Below are 17568 nucleotides of genomic sequence, written 5' to 3' on the forward strand. Positions count from 1 at the left end.
GCCGTCAGACGTCGCCGGCCAGTTCCTCGATCGCCTTTGCAAGGTTCGTGTCCTTGGCGGTCAAACCACCTTCGTCGTGGGTCGACAACCTGATCGTTACCCGGTTCCAGCGGATGTCTATGTCCGGATGGTGGAAGGCTTCCTCCGCCGACCGCGCGACCCTGCTCACAAACCCGATCGATTGGACGAAATCAGAGAACTCGAATGTGCGCGAGAGGTTCTCACCGTCGATGGTCCAGGCGGGATGGCCGGCGAGAAACTCGGATCGCTCAGGTTCTTGAAGGATTCCCATCAACCAAGTCTCGCACGTCCGGCGTTTTGTGAGTCGAAGACGCCGGACGCCCTATCCTCCACGCATGCCCGACCTGAACGCCCCGGAGAAGGAGACGCTCTCTCGTTACCTGGATACCTACCGTGACATCATCGTTCACAAGGTGCTCGGAGTCGACAGGGAGTCGGCCGTCCGCCCGATGGTCCCTTCGGGGACGTCGCTGCTCGGCATTGTCAAGCACATGGCCTACGTCGAACGGTGGTGGTTCCAATCGGTCGTTGGTCGGCGTGTGGTCGCGTTTCCGTGGTCCGACACCGATCCGGATGCGGACTGGCGTATCGAGGATGGAGAATCGGTCGACTCCGTCGTCGAGCTGTATCGGCGTGAGTGCGCCGAGAGCCGGGCAGTTGTGAATGGATTGGGTTCGCTCGAAGACGTGTTCCCCACCGGAGATTCCTACATCTCTGCCCGCCGGGTCCTCGTCCATATGCTCGAGGAGACTGCCCGGCACGCCGGCCACGCGGACATCCTTCGTGAGCTGATAGACGGTTCGACCGGTTGGGGTCCCGACGGGGCCTAGGAGTCCGAGTCCAATAGGCGGCTGAGTACCCGCTTCGCCGCATCCTCGACGAGGAAGAACTCAACCTGGTTGTAACCCTCGCGGAACTCTGTGTGCGGCAGCATCGCCGAGAAGCTTCTGCTTCCGTCCTCTCCGCTGAATGTTCGGGTGACCGCGACCACGTGGTTGTTCATCACAACTGCCAGGTAGACGTCCGTGCCGCTCGAGTCGGATGAGCGAAAGGTGCCGGTGACGCGTGCCGGCAGAATCGCGGAAGCGGGATCGACGTCTACGTATCGCTCCGGGTGATCCATCTCGATCGAGTCCGCCGTGGCTGTATCGGTGACCTCGGCCGACGACATCCCGAGCAGGTGCTCGTATCCGGCCGGGGCGAAACCGGCCGGCCCCTTGTCGTGAAACCAGGCGGCCTTCTCTCCGGCAAGCTCGAGAATCTCGAGGCCGGCTGCATCGAACATAACCGGGCCCTTGGTGCCCACGACCTCCGTGGCGGTGCGCTCCGGGCGTTCGTCGGCGAAGAGGGAGAAGCCGGTGGTCTGCCACGGGATGGTAAAGCCCAGTATGTCGGCGATCGTGGGCAGTACGTCGGTCGTCTCGGCGCGGTAGTCGTCGACCGTTCCGCCGGATTCATACGGTCGTTTGATGAAGAGCGGAACGGCCGCGACGTCGGCCAGGGTCTCGCCGGTCACGACGCGGCGGTGTTCGACTTCGGGGCGGATCGTGATTCCATGGTCGGCCAGGACGATGATCAGCGAAGGGTCGTACAGGTCGGCGGCGTCGAGACGATCGAGGATGTTGCCGAGGAGCCCGTCGACCAACTGCACCTGAAGAAGGTGGCGCTGGTAGGCCTGTGCCACCAGGAAGGCGTCGCCCGTCCAGCCCGTGGTGGCGCTCCCCGGAATAGGACTGCCCGCCGGATACTCCTGCCCCGTCGGCAGGTAGCGCCACGGGATGTGGGGGAGGAGAAAGTGTCCGAAGTACAGCGGCGGTTGTCCTCCCGCCGGGGTTATCGATTCGATGAAAGCCGACACCGGTTTGCGACGATCCTCGCTGTCGAGGTCTCGGAACTGTTCGATGATGTCGAAACCGTGTTCGTCCGAGGTGTCCGGCGAGGCTGCCGCCGTGTTGCGGAAATCGCCCCACGACTCGTCGATGGAGGGCAGTCTTCCCGTCAGGTCTCGTGGGATCAGCAGATGTCCGAGAATCACCGTGACATCACTCACCATGGTCTTCCACCGGTTCGCGAACGGCTCGGTCTGCCGAAGTCTGTTCTGGCATGCGTAATCCGGACATAAACCGGTGACGGCCTCGAGGACGTGCAGGTCGTAGCCGTCGCTGAGCACCGTGAACAGGTTGTTGGGATAGCTGCTGGCAAACGGCAATCTCCCCGTTGAACCGGCGCTCCCGGTGAGAATGGCCGGAACGGAGTCTTCAGTTTGCTGACGAACCGTCACCGCATTGCGGAACCAGGTGCCGTCGCCGGCCAGCCGCGCGAAGTTCGGGTATACGTCCTCCTCCAGGTTTCCCGAGCCGTCCATGAGGGAAACCGTCGGGAACTCGTCGAAGATCACCAGAACCACCGGGGCAGGATTCGCCGGGTCGACGGCACCCGGCCTGCTCAGCGACTGTGACTGGATGACGGCGGTGGATGTCGGCGATGCGAACAGGAACACCAGGACGAAGACGATGGGTGCGGGTGTCGCATATTTGACAAGCAGTCGAACGTTCTCGAACCGTCTGTAGGCAAGCGCGAACGAGGCGCCGGCGGCGGCACCGGCTGCGAGGATCAGCTTGCCGTCGAGGTCGCGCGCCGGTGTTCGCGCGGCGATGGTCACGACCAGAGACCCGAACAAGACGCCGAGTGTCGCGAGGTGCGCGGTTCGAGCCAGTCGCTCGTTCCAACGGGCCGGCAGCTCAACGGCGAGGCCGAGCAGCGCAGGGCCGATCACGCCTGTGACGAGTGCCAGGAGCACGGCGTCGATGGGAGGCGCCGCCCTGGCGAGAAAGAAGACCGCATTGCGACCGAGGAGATCGAGGATCGGCTGTGAAAACGCAAACGACGACAGTACGAAGACGGACAGTACCCGGGTCCGTGGCGACGAGCCCGAGACGATGGGCGGGGCGAGCGTCCTGTCAGTCACGTGGGCGTAGTGAGAAGAGGCGTCGTTGGCTATCGGCCACCGGCTCCTCCAGTTCGATCTCGAAGAACCGGGATACTTGTCTCCGAAACGCCTCTTCCGTGTAGTCGCGGTGCACGTCGTCGGCCCGTTTGTTCGCGACCAGCCTTGCGGTCAGGGGATCCTCGAGCGGCACGAACTCGATGATGATCCGGCTGCCCAGCTCGGCGAGCCACTCGACCACTTCCCGGACCGGGATGTTCCCCCCGATCACCATGTGGTGGATGATTGCGTACAGAATCACGAGCTCCGGCTTCCCTCGATGCTCGAAGGGCGTTCGTTCGCTTTGGCGCCACCCGGTGGCAGGTGATGGATCGGTGACGTCCAGTACCAGCGGGAGAATCTTTCGGGACTCTTCGCTCACCAGTTTCCGGTAGAGCGCATCGACGACGGCTTCGTCGGCGTCGGCCGCGACGACGTATGCCCCCCGACCGGCGGCCAGCCTCGAGAAGTGCCCGTCGTTCGCCCCGAGGTCCCAGACAAGGGACGGGTTCCCGAGGGTGCGGACGAGGAAGTCGGCTTTCTGGTCGCGGCTGGCCTGCACGTGCGCCTGGTCCGGGTAGTCCATCCAGGCCGACGTTCGGCGCGCCGGTGACAGGCCGGCGACCGTCTTGCGAAGGCCGCCGATGTTGTTCTCGATCAACTCCTTGCGGAAACCCGCTTCCCGCATTACCTCCCGGACGTTCTGTTCGGAGTTCTGATACCGGCGTTCGGCTCTGGCCTGAAGGACAGTGTGGAGCATGACTCCCCGGCGGAGGAGGTCCCGGCTGCCGAGCATTCCCCTGAACTCCGTCGCGGCGATGCCGTCGAGCCGGCCCCGCAACCAGGGTGCGAACGGTAGGTCCTTGTAGGCCTGCATCATCAACGGAAACAGGAACATCCGGCAGAACTGTCGATAACCGGTCCACGCCTCTCCCTGCTTGAGCGGTTCGAAGGATCCGATGTCGATGAACGTCGGCTGGGTGCCTCGCCACTGGACGTTGTAGGGGGTCGCATCCTTGAGTATGAAGTCTTCCGGGAGTCCCGCGGCCAGGATGTCGAGCGTCAGCAGGGCGGCGTCCTTGAGCATCGAGAACGGCCATTCATAGGGATAGGAGATGAACGGTATGGCCTGGTGCTCGAGAGCACCTGCCCATGCGGACCCCGCGAGGTCCGTCTCTTCCAGTGGGATCTTCCGGCTGGCGATCACCTTCTCCGCTGCCGTCAGGTCTGCGAAGAAGCGCGTGGAAGACAGCGCCTCCCATGTTGACATAGCCGGTTCGTCGAGCGTCCTGATCACCCGGCCTCCGTCGATGATTACGTGGCCCGACGGATCACGGAACGACCCCGAATCGCGACGGCCACCGGAAGTGTTCTCCGCCATGGGCGTGCTATTCGTCGTGGGCGGGGGTGGAGTCACCTTGAGCCGCCGGTTCGCCGGCGGCTTCTTCCCCCGGCCGCCGGCCCTGGAATATGCGGCGCCTTCCTGCCCTCAGGAGCACCGCCAGCCCCGCGAATCCGCCGAGGACGGCCTGCAGGATCAGGCTGCCGGTTCCTGGGTCCAGATAGGCGGTAATCGCTTTGAATTCCATACGCTCCTGGCGTTTCGTAGACGTGCTGTGGAGTTTACCGTTGACCGGGAGCGTCACGATCAGAACATGAGCCTTCAGTCGGTGATCCGTTCCGGCTCTCGAAGCTCCCGGCACCCTGTACCCTGCAATCCGATGGCTATCCGGCATGATCAGGGCATTGTCTTGCGCAGCTACCCGTTCGGGGAGTCCGACCGCGTGGTCATCATTCTGTCTCCGAATCATGGGAAGTTGCGCACGGTCGCCAAGGGCGTTCGCAAGACCAAGAGCCGGTTTGGGGGCAGGTTGGAGCCGCTGACTCATGTCGATCTCGTGTTGTACGAAGGTCGCAATCTCGACACGGTCACGCAAGTCTCGGTGATCGAGGCCTTCCCGCATGTGAGGACCGATCTGGAGCGGGTTGGAATTGCGGGCGCAATGTTGAATGCCGTCGACGCGGTTGCACAGGAGAACGAGTCTGCGCATCGTCTCTTCTTGCTGCTGCACCGGGGCTTGCGAGTGTTGGACTCGGGTCCGGCCGATCCCGGACTCTTGACCGGGTTCTATCTGAAGCTCGCGGCTCTCGTAGGTATAGCGCCCTCGCTGGGTGGTTGTGCCAGTTGCGGTGGCGATATCGATGTTGAGCGTTTCAGTTTTCCAGCCGGGGGAGTGGTGTGCAGCCGCTGCGCGACGGCCGACGCCGTGAAGCTGCGTCCCGGTCTGATCGACTACCTGGCGAGTCTGGCCGGCAGCGAACTGGCATCCCTGCCGGCGAGCGGAGGCATGGCGGCCGACGGTCAGGGGCTCGCCCGCCGTTTCCTCGAGTATCACCTCGAGCGGAAGTTCACTGTCGCGGAGGTGCCCGGTGGCTGAACTAGACACGTCGCGGTTGGATTACGCGCGCATACCCCGCCACGTCGGTGTGATCATGGACGGCAACGGCCGGTGGGCCAACCAGCGCGGACTCGAACGCACGGCTGGACACGCTGCCGGGGAGGCGGCTCTCTACGAAACCGCCCTCGGCGCCCTGGATATCGGACTGGAGTGGTTGACCGTCTTCACGTTCTCGACCGAGAACTGGTCGCGCTCCGCCGAAGAAGTCCGGTTTCTCATGCTATTCAACGAGGATCTGCTCGGTCGCCGCCGGGATGACCTCCACCAACGAGGGGTACGGATGCTGTTCGCAGGTGACCTCGACGATCCTCGCATACCGCAGAGCAACAAGGACAACATGCGGGACGCCATGGAACTCACTGCGTCCAACGACCGGCTGAATCTGGTCTTCGCCTTCAACTACGGCGGTCGTTCTGAGCTGGCGCGAGCTGCGGCAGCGATCGCCAGGAGGAGTGTCGCCGGAGAGCTCGATCCGGACGCGGTCAACGCGGAGGTCTTTGCGTCGCACCTGGCGGTGCCGGATATGCCCGACGCCGATCTGATCATCAGGACGTCCGGGGAACAGAGGATCAGCAACTTCCTGCTGTGGCAATCCGCATACGCCGAGTACGTTTTTCCGGAAATCCTGTGGCCCGACTTCCGGCGACAGGATCTGGTCGACTGCATCGTCGAGTATCAGGCGCGGCAACGCAGATTCGGAAGGGCCTAGCCCTTCCAAGTTCCAGGTTTTGGGTTTTGGGTCCTACGTTCTGGTCGGCCGGTCACGTGACAGGCCTCGCAGACTCAGAACTCAGAACGCAGAACTCAGAACTCAGTTCGCAGTTCGTAGTACGCAGAACCTGGATCAGTCATCGCGGCCTATCATTCCCGGGCTAGACAACAGGAAGCCCTCTCTTCATGACCATCACCCTCGATACGATCACCAACCTCTCGAAGCGACGCGGGTTTGTCTTTCCGTCTTCTGAGATCTACGGCGGTCTGCGGTCGGCCTACGACTACGGCCCGCTCGGCGTGCAACTGCTGCGCAACGTCAAGGAGCAGTGGTGGCGGTCGATGGTGCAGCTTCGCGGCGACGTGGTCGGTATCGACTCTGCCGTTCTGCAGGCTCGCCAGGTGTGGCAGGCGTCCGGCCATGAGGCGGTCTTCACCGATCCGATGGTGGAGTGCAAGAACTGCCACACGCGGCATCGGGTCGACAAACTCGTCGACCCCGACCTGTGTCCGAGTTGTGGCCAGCGTGGGCAGTTCACCGAAGCGCGTGACTTCAATCTCATGTTCAGAACCAACATGGGTCCGGTGGAGAGCGACGAGAACAGGGTCTACCTACGGCCGGAAACGGCGCAGGGGATCTTCATCAACTACGAAAACGTTCGGCAGACCCAACGCTTGAAGCTTCCTTTCGGTGTTGCGCAGGTCGGCAAGTCGTTCCGCAATGAGATAACTCCGGGACAGTTCGTCTTTCGGACCCGTGAGTTCGAACAGATGGAGATGGAGTACTTCTGCCGTCCGGAAGAAGCAGGGCGGTGGTTCGAGTACTGGATCGAAGAGCGATCTGCCTGGTATCGGAATCTCGGAATGAACGAGAACAACCTGCGCATTCGCAAGCACGACGATGACGAGTTGTCCCATTACTCGGCAGGCACCGTCGATGTCGAATACCGCTTCCCCTGGGGTTGGGACGAACTCGAAGGGATTGCCAACCGTACTGACTTCGATCTGCGCCAACACGCCGAGCACAGCGGGCAGGACCTGCGCTATTACGACCAGGAAGCCGACGAGCGTTTCTTCCCCTATGTGATCGAGCCGGCCGCAGGAGCAACCAGGACGACTTTTGCCTTCCTGATCGACGCCTACCACGAGGAAGAGGTGCGTGGCGAGAAGCGTGTCGTGCTGCGACTGGACCACCGTCTGGCTCCATACCAGCTGGCGGTCCTGCCGCTGTCGAAGAAGCCCGAACTGATTGAAGGGTCGGAGAAGGTGGCAGCCCTGCTGCGGCCTTCCTACAACCTTGAGGTCGATGTCACCCAGGCAATCGGCCGCCGCTACCGGCGTCAAGATGAGATAGGGACCCCCTACTGCATAACGTACGACTTCGATTCGCTCGAAGATTCGGCCGTGACCGTGCGCGATCGGGACTCGATGGAGCAGGATCGTGTGGCGATCGACGCCCTCGAGGAGTATCTGAAGGCGAAACTCCCGTCGTAGGCACAGCGAGCCGGCCGACTGGTCCGCTTCGGCGGTTTCGTCGATTCACAGTCGTATTCCCGCCTTGAGTAGGGTATGTGGTGGGAGTCGGACGACTCTCACAAGAAGGAGGAACAAATCTCCATGAGAAAAGCAAGATGGCTGGCTCTGTCCATTGCCATGCTGCTTGTCCTGGCCGCGTGTGGCGGGGATGAGGCAGACGGCGGGGACGGGGATACGGCGACCACCGTCGCCGAAGACAAGCCGGTAGTCAACGTATTCGGTGCCTTTTCCGGCGTCGAAGCTGCGGAAGTCCAGAAGATCATCGACTCTGAGATCAATGCCGTGAAAGGCTACGACGCGATCTACGAAGGGTCCGATAGCTTCGAAGAGCAGATCAAGATTCGTGTCGACGGCGGAAACCCGCCGGACATCGCCCTCTATCCGCAGCCGGGTGCACTTGTGCAGCAGGCTGAAGCCGGCAACCTCGTCGCGCTCGAGGATCTCGGCTTCGACATGGCGGAGTTGGAATCGACATTCGGCAAGTATCTGCTCTCCCTCGGAGAGGTGAACGGCAAGCACTACGGTTTGCCGACCAACACGAACCTGAAGAGTCTGATCTGGTATCCGCTGCCTGAGTTCACGGACGCAGGCTACGAAGTGCCGACCACCTGGGATGAACTGATCGCGTTGAGCGACCAGATCGTTGCCGACGGCGGTACGCCATGGTGCATCGGCACCGGCAGCGATGCCGCGACCGGTTGGACTGCGACGGACTGGATGGAAGACATCATGCTCCGGACGGCCGGATCTGATGCCTACGACAAATGGGTGACGCACGAGCTGCCCTTCAACAGTCCCGAGGTCAAGCGTGCCGCGGAACTGTTGGGCCAGATCGCGTTCACCGAGGGCTATGCGCTCGGTGGGGCAGCTTCGATACCGGATATCGACTTCCGCGATGCTCCCGATCCCATGTTCAACAATCCACCCAGCTGCTTCATGCATCGGCAAGCTTCGTTCATCACCCAGTTCTTCAACGCTCCGGGTGACGAAGAAGGTGCTTCCGGTCTGGAAGCCGGCGTCGACTACGGCGTCTTCGCGTTCCCAGACATCGATCCCGGTGTAAAGGGAGCCCTGGGCGCAGGTGAGTTGGCGGCGATCTTCGTCGACCGTCCCGAGGTGCGCGAGTTCCTGGTCGATTTCACGTCGACTGAGGTCCAGTGCGCGCAGGGAGGGAGTGCGGCAGGCCGAATCTCGCCGAACACCAGTGTTGGCGCGGACTGCTATCGCGACGACATCCTCGCCACCGCGGCTGAGGCAATCGTTGCGGCACTGGCCACCGAGGGGTTCCGGTTCGATGCGTCGGACCTGATGCCCTCCGAGGTCGGATCCGGACAGTTCTGGACCGGCATGAACGAGTACATGCGTGGTGGTCCCGATACCCTTGATGGGGTGTTGACCGACATCGACAACGCCTGGCCGTAAGCCGGTATCGCATAACGACAAACACCCGAAGGGCGGCCGCTTGGCCGCCCTTCGTCGTGTAGTGTCTTGTGGGTCGTTCATCGGGAGAATGCGAATATCAGATGGAAGGTCAAGGCGGAGACCTGGATTTGATGACGGGGGGAAAACCGGCAGATGCGGACCGATTGGGCCGCTCCTCAGGGATTCTCATCTTCCTCTACCGCATCGTCGCTTCCCTTGCCGTTCCCGTGATTTCTTTCGCCGTCATGTGGGTGACTTTCACCTGGCTGCGTGACTCTGACGCCAGTCGCTCCCTGCAGGTCCTAGTTGCCATCGTTGTCGGAGTCGGTGGAGTCTTCGCGTTGTTCTGGGGCATGGACTTCGCCATCAATCAACTGCCGGCGAAGTTGCGGGAGCACGTCCGGCCCTTCGTGTTCGTTGGTCCCGCTCTGGTGATCTTGAGCGTCTTTCTCGTCTACCCGCTCATCAACACTTTCATCATCAGTTTCAAAGACAAGGCTCAAGATGCCTGGGTGGGACTCGAGAACTACGGGTTCGTCTTCACCGACGAGGCGATGCTCCGCTCGATTCGCAACACCGTCATTTGGATAATCGTTGTTCCTTTGTTCTCCGTTGGAATCGGCCTGGCCTTTGCGACGCTGGCCGACCGACTGCGGCGCGGGGAGGCGTTTGCCAAGTCTCTGATCTTCCTACCGATGGCCATCTCGTTTGTGGGTGCGTCCATCGTTTGGAGGTTCATCTACAGCTTCCGTCCGGAAGGTTTCGGCGAGCAGATCGGTCTCCTCAACGGAATCCTGATTCAGCTTGGAGGCGACCCCAAAGCATGGTTGTCGTGGGAACCATGGAACAACCTCTTCCTGATGGTCATCATGATCTGGCTTCAGACCGGGTTCGCAATGGTGATTCTCTCTGCGGCAATCAAGGCGGTTCCCGATGATCTCCTGGAGGCGGCTCGGATCGACGGAGCGACCGAACTGCAGATCTTCTGGAAGATCATCGTTCCCTCCATCATGTCCTCGGTGGTGGTCGTGTCCACGACGATGGTCATCAGCGTGCTCAAGATCTTCGACATCGTCTGGGTCATGACCGGGGGTGAGACCGGAACGGAGGTAATCGCCGAACGCATGGTGCGCTGGTTCTTCCGCAACGACCACGACGGCAGGGGGGCGGCGATCGCGGTCGTGCTGTTCATCGCAATCATTCCGATCATGCTCTTGAATGTCCGAAGATTCCGTGCAGAGGAGGCGATCCGATGACTGCCCCGACGCTGGATCGAAGCAGTAGCACCGAGAAACATCGGCAGAGCTTGATTGCGCGGATCTTCGATAGATGGCCGGTGAAGCTGGGCCTACTGATCATCGTGATTCTGTGGATCATCCCGACGTTGGGCCTGCTCATAAGCTCGTTCCGGGTTCCGAACCTCGTCTCGACCAGTGGCTGGTGGACTGTATTCGGGAAGCTGTTCGAAACTGCACAGTGGACATTCGAGAACTATCAGAATGTCCTGTCCTCCGAGGGATTCGGAAACGCCTTCCTGAACAGTCTGGCGGTCACGATTCCGGCGACTGTCATTCCGATCGTGATCGCGGCCTTTGCCGCGTATGCATTCTCGTGGATGGACTTCAAAGGGCGGCAGTGGATGTTCGTAGCCGTTGTCGGGCTATTGGTGGTGCCGCTGCAGATGGCGCTCATTCCGATCCTTCGCCTGTACAGCTCCGGCGGGTTCATCGGCGACTTTCAGTTCTTCCCTGATCTGAACCTGAACGGAACCTACATGGCGGTGTGGCTGGCACACACCGGATTCGGGTTGCCGTTGGCCGTGTATTTGTTGCGCAACTACATAGGCGGATTGCCTTCCTCCACGATCGAGTCGGCGCATATCGACGGCGCGAGTCACTTCACGATCTTCTGGCGTCTGGTCGTTCCCCTGTCCGTTCCGGCGCTGGCGTCGTTTGCGATCTTCCAGTTTCTCTGGGTCTGGAACGACTTCCTGGTGGCGCTCGTCTTCCTTGGTGGTACACCCGATGTGAGGGTGTTGACCCAGGCTTTGGCAGAGTTGAACGGAACGCGCGGAGAGGCCTGGCATCTGCTGACTGCCGGGGCGTTCATCACCATGGTGCTGCCGTTGACGGTGTTCTTCGGGCTGCAGCGCTACTTCGTGCGTGGCCTCACCGCTGGATCGGTGAAAGGCTGATTCGACGCGACGCTAGCCTCGGTGGATCATGACGATCCCCACTGAAGCCGAAATAAGCACCCGGCGGCGATGGCTGGCCATCGCGGTGGCCACAATTCCATTGCTCTTCAGCTACGTCTCGATTGCGGCCGCGTTCACGACGGACGACGAAGGTGATTCTCTGGTGGGCGCCGGTGGTGCGGCGCTCGGATTCGGTCTCGTTCCGTTTGTCTTTCTGTTGCTGGCTTTCGTATCCGTGCACAAATCGGCGAGCATGGCTGTCCTGAAGGCAATGGGCCTCTTCCTGCTGTTTGCCTTTCCCATCGGCGTCCTTGCCCCGGCCCTCGGGGCTACTGCCGGATTCGCCGCCGGCGGCGCGATGGCCTTGCGTCCGTCGGAGATGACGCAAATGAAGGCCCGGTATATCGCCACCGGGCTCGCCGTCGTATACGTCCTGTTCCTTCTTCTGTATATCCCGTCGGCCGGGGTGATGGCCGGAGCGATGACACCGCTCATGGCGATCGGGTTCGCTGATGAATACTCGATCTGGATGGCCACTCGATCGAGTCGGCCGTGAGCGTCGCCGGACTCATCCGTTCACGATGTTGTCAAAGCCGACGCCGATCCAATAGGCCAGGCCGCCGCCGGCGCCTGCGATAAGGAGATTCTCCACGGCCGCGCGCAACGGTTTGCCGCGCGTTGCCCATGTCTTGATAGCCCCCACGATCAACAACCCGGTCACCGAGCCGATCCCCGCCGCCACCAGACCTGGCCCGGGGGTGTTGACGATGGCAAACGGAATGACCGAGGGAGCCGCGCCGAGCAGGAACAGGCCGCCGGACATTCCGGCGGCCGCATATGCCGACCGTCGTTCCTCTTCGATGACTCCGAACTCGAGCGCCGTCATCACCCTGAGAAGGGACTCATCGTCACCGTTGAAGTGCTGCACCACCTGTTCACGCAGGTCGCCGTCGATTCCGATGCCGTCCAACAGATCACGCAGTTCATGTAGTTCGTCATCGCGGAAGTCCCGTATGTGCTCACGCTCGAGTTCGATCTCACCTTGGAACACCTCATCCTGGGACTTGGTCGCCATGTATTCGCCGGCCGCCATGCTCACCGCACCGGCAATTGCCCCGGCGACGGCGGTGAGGAGGATATTGCGAGTCGCCATGCCGCCGCCGACGACACCGGCGACGAGCAGGAACATCGAGACGAGTCCGTCGTTGACGCCGAGGATGATGTCTCGCCAGTACTGGCGGTGCTTTCCCAGATGCTCGGTGAAGGCTGGGCGATGCCGGTATTCGTGGTCGATGTCCATGGCAGGAGTGTACGTCAGTACTCAGACAGTTCGCGAAGCCTATCCGCCCGGATATCGGGTGACCGGTCTGTGAAGTAGGCATGGATCGGGAGGAGATCGCGGCCGCCTGCTGCGGCTGCCTGCTCGATGGCCCGGACGTATCCAACGGCCGTTCGGTCCCATGTATAGCGATCGAGCACTCGTCTCCTTCCGGCCGCGGCGAGAGTTTCCCATTCTGACCCGAGGGCCCGCTCGAGGCCTCTCGCGATATCGACCGGATCGGTCGGGTCGATCAGGACACCGTATTCCCCGTCCCCGTCCAGGAGACTCTCAGAAGGGCCACCATTGCGAGTGGCGACCACAGCCAGGCCTGCCGCGGCGGCTTCGAGGGGGGCGAGGCCGAATGGTTCGTACAGGGCAGTCAGCGCAAAGACCGATCGCCGCCGGGCGAAGTGCCGGTAGGCGGAGGACAAGCCGTGCTGGCCCTGTATTCCGAAACCTGCAACCTTCCCGCTCAGGCCTGTGTCGATGACGGTGCGGCGCAGATCGCGCAGCACGCTCAGCTCCATCTCACCCGCCCCGGCATCAGATCGCAGGGGGTCGTCCAGCGCCCCGGTTATGAAGACGAGATTGGCTGTTTCCTGAAGATGTGTGCTGGCGGCAAAGGCCTCAACCAGCACCACCGGATTCTTCTTCGGGTCCAGCCGGCTAGAGGCGACGACGGCCGGCAGCGAGGTGCGCCCCGGATCGAGATCTCTCGCCAACCTGGCTTCCACCAGCCTGCGCGTCTCGGTTTCTCCCGCATGACTCACATCGGCCCCGAAGATGTCGAGAGCGACGCCGGGCGGAACGATCGAGAATCGATCGTCGTCGTCGGTTTCAACCGCACCCGTGTAGGCCGGGTGGCCGTACTGTTCGAACCGCTCCTGTGCCGTGCTGGTGATGATGGCACCAGCATGATTCATAGCGATCCGTTCCGCCTCGATCCTGCGGGCGAAACGGTAGCGAGCGTCGAGAGCATCGACGGTGGACCCTGCTGCCAGCAGCTTGTCGAACTTCTGAGCCCCAAGGCTGTGGCCTGTGAACGTATACGGAATTCCGGCCAGGTTCCGGAGGAGTGCGGCGGCAAGTCCGCCGTCGCCGTAGTGGCCGGTAGCCGCGTCGGGCATGCTGCCTTCGGCACGGTAATGGGCGATCATGCCGGGGACCCAGTCTCGACCGAGATACGGCCAGAGGTCTTCCTTGCGCAGGAATCTGCCGTCGTCGCCGCAGTCGATCCTCAAGATGCGCACTCCACCCGGATAGGCGTCGGCTATCGCAGAGAACTCGGGCCAGTCGGGGTCATCGATCCGGCGTGTAACGATGTCAACCCGGTGGCCGAGTGCGGCAAGGGCGAGAGCCACGTTTTTCACGTATACGAGCTGGCCTCCGAAGTCCGGGTGCTCCGTCCAGTAAGAGTCGGCCGGATCGAAGTTTCCCTGGGGGTTGAGGAACGCTAGATGCATTGGTTGATGCTAGGCACAGAGAACCACTCATCCCGCCGCTCTACACTCGACTCGCGATGGCATTCATGCGCGAAGACATCGAGAGGGTCCGCTCTTCGACGAGCATCGTCGATCTGGTGGATTCGGTGACGACCGTCCGCAAGCGCGGGCGGGCGGTGAAAGCTATCTGCCCGTTCCATCAGGAGAAGACCCCTTCGATGTCGATCGATGTCGCCCGAGGGCTCTACCACTGCTTCGGGTGCGGTGTCGGCGGCGATGTCTTCAAGTTCGTGCAGGAAACCCAGGCTTTGGATTTCTCCGAAGCGGTCGAGTTCCTCGCTGCTCGGGCCGGTATCACCCTGCGCATAGATCACAAAGCGGCACAGCGGCGCGGCGAGCGGCAGGCCCTCATCGAGGCAGTTGACAAGGCCGTGGATTTCTATAGAGATCGTCTCAAGAACTCGCCGGACGCAGCATCGGCGAGGAGGTACCTGCGCAGTCGCGGCTACGACACAGACGTGGTTGACCGTTTCGGCCTCGGTTACTCGCCTGCCGAAGGTTGGGACCAGGCCGTTCAGTACCTCAAGGGCAAGGGCGTCACGGAGAAGGCGATGCTGGATTCCGGGCTGGCGGCCCGAAATCAGCGGGGACGACTGCGCGATTGGTTCCGCGGCCGGATCATGTTTCCCATCTACGACATCGGCGGTTCACCCGTCGGGTTCGGGGCGAGATTGCTGGAGGGCGAAGGACCCAAGTATCTGAACTCTCCGGAGACCCGCATCTATCGCAAGGCGCAACTGCTCTACGGTCTCAACTGGGCCAAGGCACCGATCACCCGTTCGGGGTACTCCCTCGTCGTCGAGGGATACACCGACGTCATCGGACTGCACCTCGCAGACCTGCCGGTAGCCGTAGCCACCTGTGGAACGGCGCTGGGTGAGGATCATTTCGACCTTCTGCGAAGATTCTCCGATCGCATCGTGCTTGCCTTCGACGCGGATGAGGCCGGCGTCGGAGCAGCACTACGGGGTGATGAGCTGTCCACTCCCGCAGACCTCGATCTCGATGTTCGTGTGGCGCTGATGCCTGAGGGCGCAGATCCGGCCGACCTCGTGCAGTCCGATCGCCTCGACGAGCTGCGCAAGGCCGTCGATTCTTCGCGGCCGCTGTTGGAGTTCCGCATCGACCGCGAGGTGGAGCGGCACAATGTGGAGGAGGCCGAAGGCAGGGCAAGGGCGGTTCGTGCTGCGGCGCGGCTGATTGCACGCCAGTCCGATGAGATCGTCCGGTCTGAATACTCTCGCCGTGTGTCGCGCGCGACCGGCGTCGACCTGGCCGCCGTGCAGAGAGCCGTGCAGCAAGCGTTCCGAGAAACAGACGGCCGGTCGGAGTCCCGCGCCGCAATCCGACAGCCGCCGGCGGTGCGTCCTCGCTCGGCCCTGTCGGGTCCGGAGTTGGCCGAACGTGAGTTGCTGCGGCTGATGCTTGCGAACGACGGCCGGTTGCCGGCCGAGGAGCTCGACGTCGATCTCTTCACCCTTTCCGAGCACCGCGCCTACTTCGAGGCTCTGCATCCGCTGATGACGTCGACCCCGCCGGGGAAGGTGATCGACCTCAACGCCCTCCCGGACGGATTCGCCGAACAGCTCAGCGCGGTGGTCCTCGACGATCTTCCGCTCGACAACGATCCGGCCGCGCTGGTGCGTCGTCTGGAACGTTGGCGGACGGAGAGACGCATCGGGGTGATACGACATCAGGTGGAATCGGAGGCGCCCGGATCAGAAGCCCATTCAAATCTGTTGCGCCAGTTGATAGCTTTGGAACGACGCAAACGAGAACTGGACTCCGAATAGTGGAACAAGTCGTAGAGAGAGTCATCGCCGAGTTGGCCAAACGCGGCCAGCAGCGCGGATTCCTGACCATGGCTGAGGTGCAGCAGGAGCTCGAGGAGGCCGAGGCACCGGTCGACGCCTTCGAAGCAGTCGTCGACCGGCTGCGCAACGGCGATGTCCGCATCCGGGAAGACGGTCCGCAGGTGTCGGATACGACTCTGGGGGATGAGGAGCGTATCTCGCTGTCCGACCCCGTTCGGATGTACCTTCAGGAGATCGGACGCTACCGCCTGCTCACCACACAGGAAGAGGTCGAACTGGCCATGCGGGTCGAGGCCGGCAACCGGGCGAGAGAACAGCTGGCCGACCCGGAAGCCGGCAACGACGACTTGAGCCTCGAGGACCGGGCGATATTGGACCGTGAGGTCCGGCAGGGGGCCCGTGCACAGAGACAGTTGGTCGAGTCGAACCTGCGGCTCGTCGTCTCCATTGCCAAGAAGTATGTCGGTCGCGGGATGGCGCTTCTCGATTTGATCCAGGAAGGAAACCTCGGATTGATGCGGGCGGTCGAGAAGTTCGACTACCGCAAAGGATTCAAGTTCTCCACCTATGCCACATGGTGGATCCGTCAGGCGGTCACCCGCTCGCTTGCCGACCAGGCCAGAACCATCCGGGTGCCCGTCCACATGGTGGAGACGATCAACAAACTGGCCCAGATCCAGAGGACCTTGCTCCAGGAGCTGGGCAGGGAACCCACCATCGAGGAGATCGCTTTCGAGCTCGAAGTCGCACCGGACAGAGTGACGGAACTCCGCCAGATTGCTCAGGACCCCGTATCGCTGGAGACTCCGCTCGGCGAGGAAGAGGATTCGACGCTGGGGGATTTCGTGGAGGATACCGAGGCCGTTGTGCCGGTGGAAGCCGCAGCATTCAAACTCCTTCAGGAGTACATGGGGAGGGCGCTGGAAGACCTCAATGAGCGGGAGCGGACGGTGCTGGTCATGCGATACGGACTCGACGAAGGAGCACCCAGGACGCTCGAAGAGGTCGGCGGCCATTTCGAGGTGACGCGGGAGCGAATCAGGCAGCTCGAAACCAAAGCACTTGCCAAACTGCGGCATCCGGCGCGGTCGAAGCGCCTGGAGGGTTTCCTGGACGAGTAGACCGCAGTACCTCTCGTGCAGCTGCGGAGGGTTACCTGTGGGGGAGGGAACTACCGGTTGGAGCGCTCCCGGATCGTTTCGGCTGCGGTTGCCAAACCCTCGCTCATGACTTGCTTGGCCCTGGCCGCGCCCAGGTCGGCGACCGCCGCCCCCTTTTCCAAGAACTGCTGGGCAACGTCGGTCGCGGCGATGCGTCCGGCAACGGAGACGATCTGCTCATACCTTTCGCGCCCGGCTTTCGCGCCGAAGACGTATCCGACCCCAAAACCGATAATCAATCCGGCCTTCAACTTCACGTCCAACCTCCGAGGGAATCGAACCATTGTGGCATACGGTGGTATTCTTCCGGCCGCCTTCCGGGGTAGCTCAATTGGCAGAGCGCCGGACTGTTAATCCGTAGGTTGTGGGTTCAAGTCCCACCCCCGGAGCGAAGGTGAATCCCCTGTATTTGCAGGGGATTTCGCTCATTTCGGGTTTTCTG

17 protein-coding genes and 1 tRNA gene are annotated in these 17568 nt (G+C 62.1%); 11 read left to right on the top strand and 7 right to left on the bottom strand.

Annotation, left to right across the window (positions count from 1 at the left end):
- Positions 1 to 4: 4 nt before the first annotated feature.
- Positions 5 to 292 (bottom strand): 4a-hydroxytetrahydrobiopterin dehydratase, encoded by a 288-nt coding sequence (locus tag VLT15_03130; protein ID HSR44211.1) that lies wholly within the window; start codon positions 290 to 292, stop codon positions 5 to 7.
- 64 nt (positions 293 to 356) lie between these two features.
- Between VLT15_03130 and VLT15_03135 the strand changes: the two genes are divergently transcribed.
- Complete coding sequence (locus VLT15_03135; protein HSR44212.1) at positions 357 to 851, top strand: DinB family protein; 495 nt, start codon at positions 357 to 359, stop codon at positions 849 to 851.
- Here the strand turns inward: VLT15_03135 and VLT15_03140 are convergent.
- The 3 genes from VLT15_03140 to VLT15_03150 are packed head-to-tail and all read right to left on the bottom strand — an operon-like array spanning position 848 to position 4743.
- On the bottom strand, positions 848 to 2989 hold the full coding sequence (locus VLT15_03140; GenBank protein ID HSR44213.1) for a sulfatase-like hydrolase/transferase: 2142 nt from the start codon (positions 2987 to 2989) through the stop codon (positions 848 to 850). The genes VLT15_03135 and VLT15_03140 overlap by 4 nt on opposite strands.
- The gene (locus tag VLT15_03145) at positions 2982 to 4388 is read right to left on the bottom strand and encodes a methyltransferase (GenBank protein HSR44214.1); all 1407 of its coding nucleotides are present in this window, start codon (positions 4386 to 4388) and stop codon (positions 2982 to 2984) included. Before VLT15_03145 ends, VLT15_03140 begins: the two co-directional genes overlap by 8 nt.
- 7 nt (positions 4389 to 4395) lie before the next feature.
- Positions 4396 to 4743, bottom strand: coding sequence for a hypothetical protein (locus tag VLT15_03150; protein ID HSR44215.1), 348 nt, complete (start codon positions 4741 to 4743; stop codon positions 4396 to 4398).
- Between VLT15_03150 and recO the strand changes: the two genes are divergently transcribed.
- The 7 genes from recO to VLT15_03185 all read left to right on the top strand — a co-directional run bounded on the left by recO (position 4729) and on the right by VLT15_03185 (position 11885).
- A complete protein-coding gene (gene recO / locus VLT15_03155; protein ID HSR44216.1) occupies positions 4729 to 5445 on the top strand; it encodes a DNA repair protein RecO in 717 nt (238 codons plus the stop codon). The genes VLT15_03150 and recO overlap by 15 nt on opposite strands.
- Positions 5438 to 6175 carry a polyprenyl diphosphate synthase gene (uppS, locus tag VLT15_03160; protein HSR44217.1) on the top strand — a complete coding sequence of 246 codons (738 nt, stop codon included), beginning with the start codon at positions 5438 to 5440 and terminating at the stop codon, positions 6173 to 6175. The genes recO and uppS overlap by 8 nt, the downstream gene beginning before the upstream one ends.
- Positions 6176 to 6363: 188 nt before the next feature.
- Entirely contained in the window at positions 6364 to 7671 is a 1308-nt protein-coding gene (locus tag VLT15_03165) for a glycine--tRNA ligase (GenBank protein ID HSR44218.1), read from the top strand.
- A gap of 123 nt (positions 7672 to 7794) precedes the next feature.
- A complete protein-coding gene (locus tag VLT15_03170) occupies positions 7795 to 9135 on the top strand; it encodes an ABC transporter substrate-binding protein (protein HSR44219.1) in 1341 nt (446 codons plus the stop codon).
- Between the two features lie 101 nt (positions 9136 to 9236).
- Entirely contained in the window at positions 9237 to 10391 is a 1155-nt protein-coding gene (locus tag VLT15_03175) for a sugar ABC transporter permease (GenBank protein ID HSR44220.1), read from the top strand.
- Positions 10388 to 11329 (top strand): carbohydrate ABC transporter permease, encoded by a 942-nt coding sequence (locus tag VLT15_03180; GenBank protein HSR44221.1) that lies wholly within the window; start codon positions 10388 to 10390, stop codon positions 11327 to 11329. The genes VLT15_03175 and VLT15_03180 overlap by 4 nt, the downstream gene beginning before the upstream one ends.
- Positions 11330 to 11357: 28 nt before the next feature.
- Positions 11358 to 11885, top strand: a complete 528-nt coding sequence (locus VLT15_03185; protein HSR44222.1) for a hypothetical protein — start codon at positions 11358 to 11360, stop codon at positions 11883 to 11885.
- A 12-nt stretch (positions 11886 to 11897) separates the two neighbouring features.
- On the opposite strand, the gene VLT15_03190 is transcribed toward VLT15_03185, so the two are convergent.
- Both VLT15_03190 and VLT15_03195 read right to left on the bottom strand, forming a co-directional pair.
- Positions 11898 to 12629 carry a VIT1/CCC1 transporter family protein gene (locus tag VLT15_03190; protein HSR44223.1) on the bottom strand — a complete coding sequence of 244 codons (732 nt, stop codon included), beginning with the start codon at positions 12627 to 12629 and terminating at the stop codon, positions 11898 to 11900.
- A 14-nt stretch (positions 12630 to 12643) separates the two neighbouring features.
- Positions 12644 to 14113 carry a glycosyltransferase gene (locus VLT15_03195; protein HSR44224.1) on the bottom strand — a complete coding sequence of 490 codons (1470 nt, stop codon included), beginning with the start codon at positions 14111 to 14113 and terminating at the stop codon, positions 12644 to 12646.
- Positions 14114 to 14169: 56 nt separating this feature from the next.
- Between VLT15_03195 and dnaG the strand changes: the two genes are divergently transcribed.
- Complete coding sequence (gene dnaG, locus VLT15_03200; GenBank protein HSR44225.1) at positions 14170 to 15945, top strand: DNA primase; 1776 nt, start codon at positions 14170 to 14172, stop codon at positions 15943 to 15945.
- A complete protein-coding gene (gene rpoD / locus VLT15_03205) occupies positions 15945 to 17087 on the top strand; it encodes an RNA polymerase sigma factor RpoD (protein ID HSR44226.1) in 1143 nt (380 codons plus the stop codon). The genes dnaG and rpoD overlap by 1 nt, the downstream gene beginning before the upstream one ends.
- Before the next feature lie 50 nt (positions 17088 to 17137).
- On the opposite strand, the gene VLT15_03210 is transcribed toward rpoD, so the two are convergent.
- Positions 17138 to 17383, bottom strand: a complete 246-nt coding sequence (locus VLT15_03210; protein HSR44227.1) for a hypothetical protein — start codon at positions 17381 to 17383, stop codon at positions 17138 to 17140.
- 59 nt (positions 17384 to 17442) lie between these two features.
- On the opposite strand from VLT15_03210, the gene VLT15_03215 reads away from it, so the two are divergent.
- A tRNA-Asn gene (locus VLT15_03215) sits at positions 17443 to 17515 on the top strand.
- The last annotated feature ends 53 nt before the right edge of the window (positions 17516 to 17568 follow it).

It is taken from the genome of Acidimicrobiia bacterium (assembly GCA_035471805.1).
In the GTDB taxonomy this organism is placed as follows: Bacteria; Actinomycetota; Acidimicrobiia; order Spongiisociales; family JAHEDJ01; genus JAHEDJ01.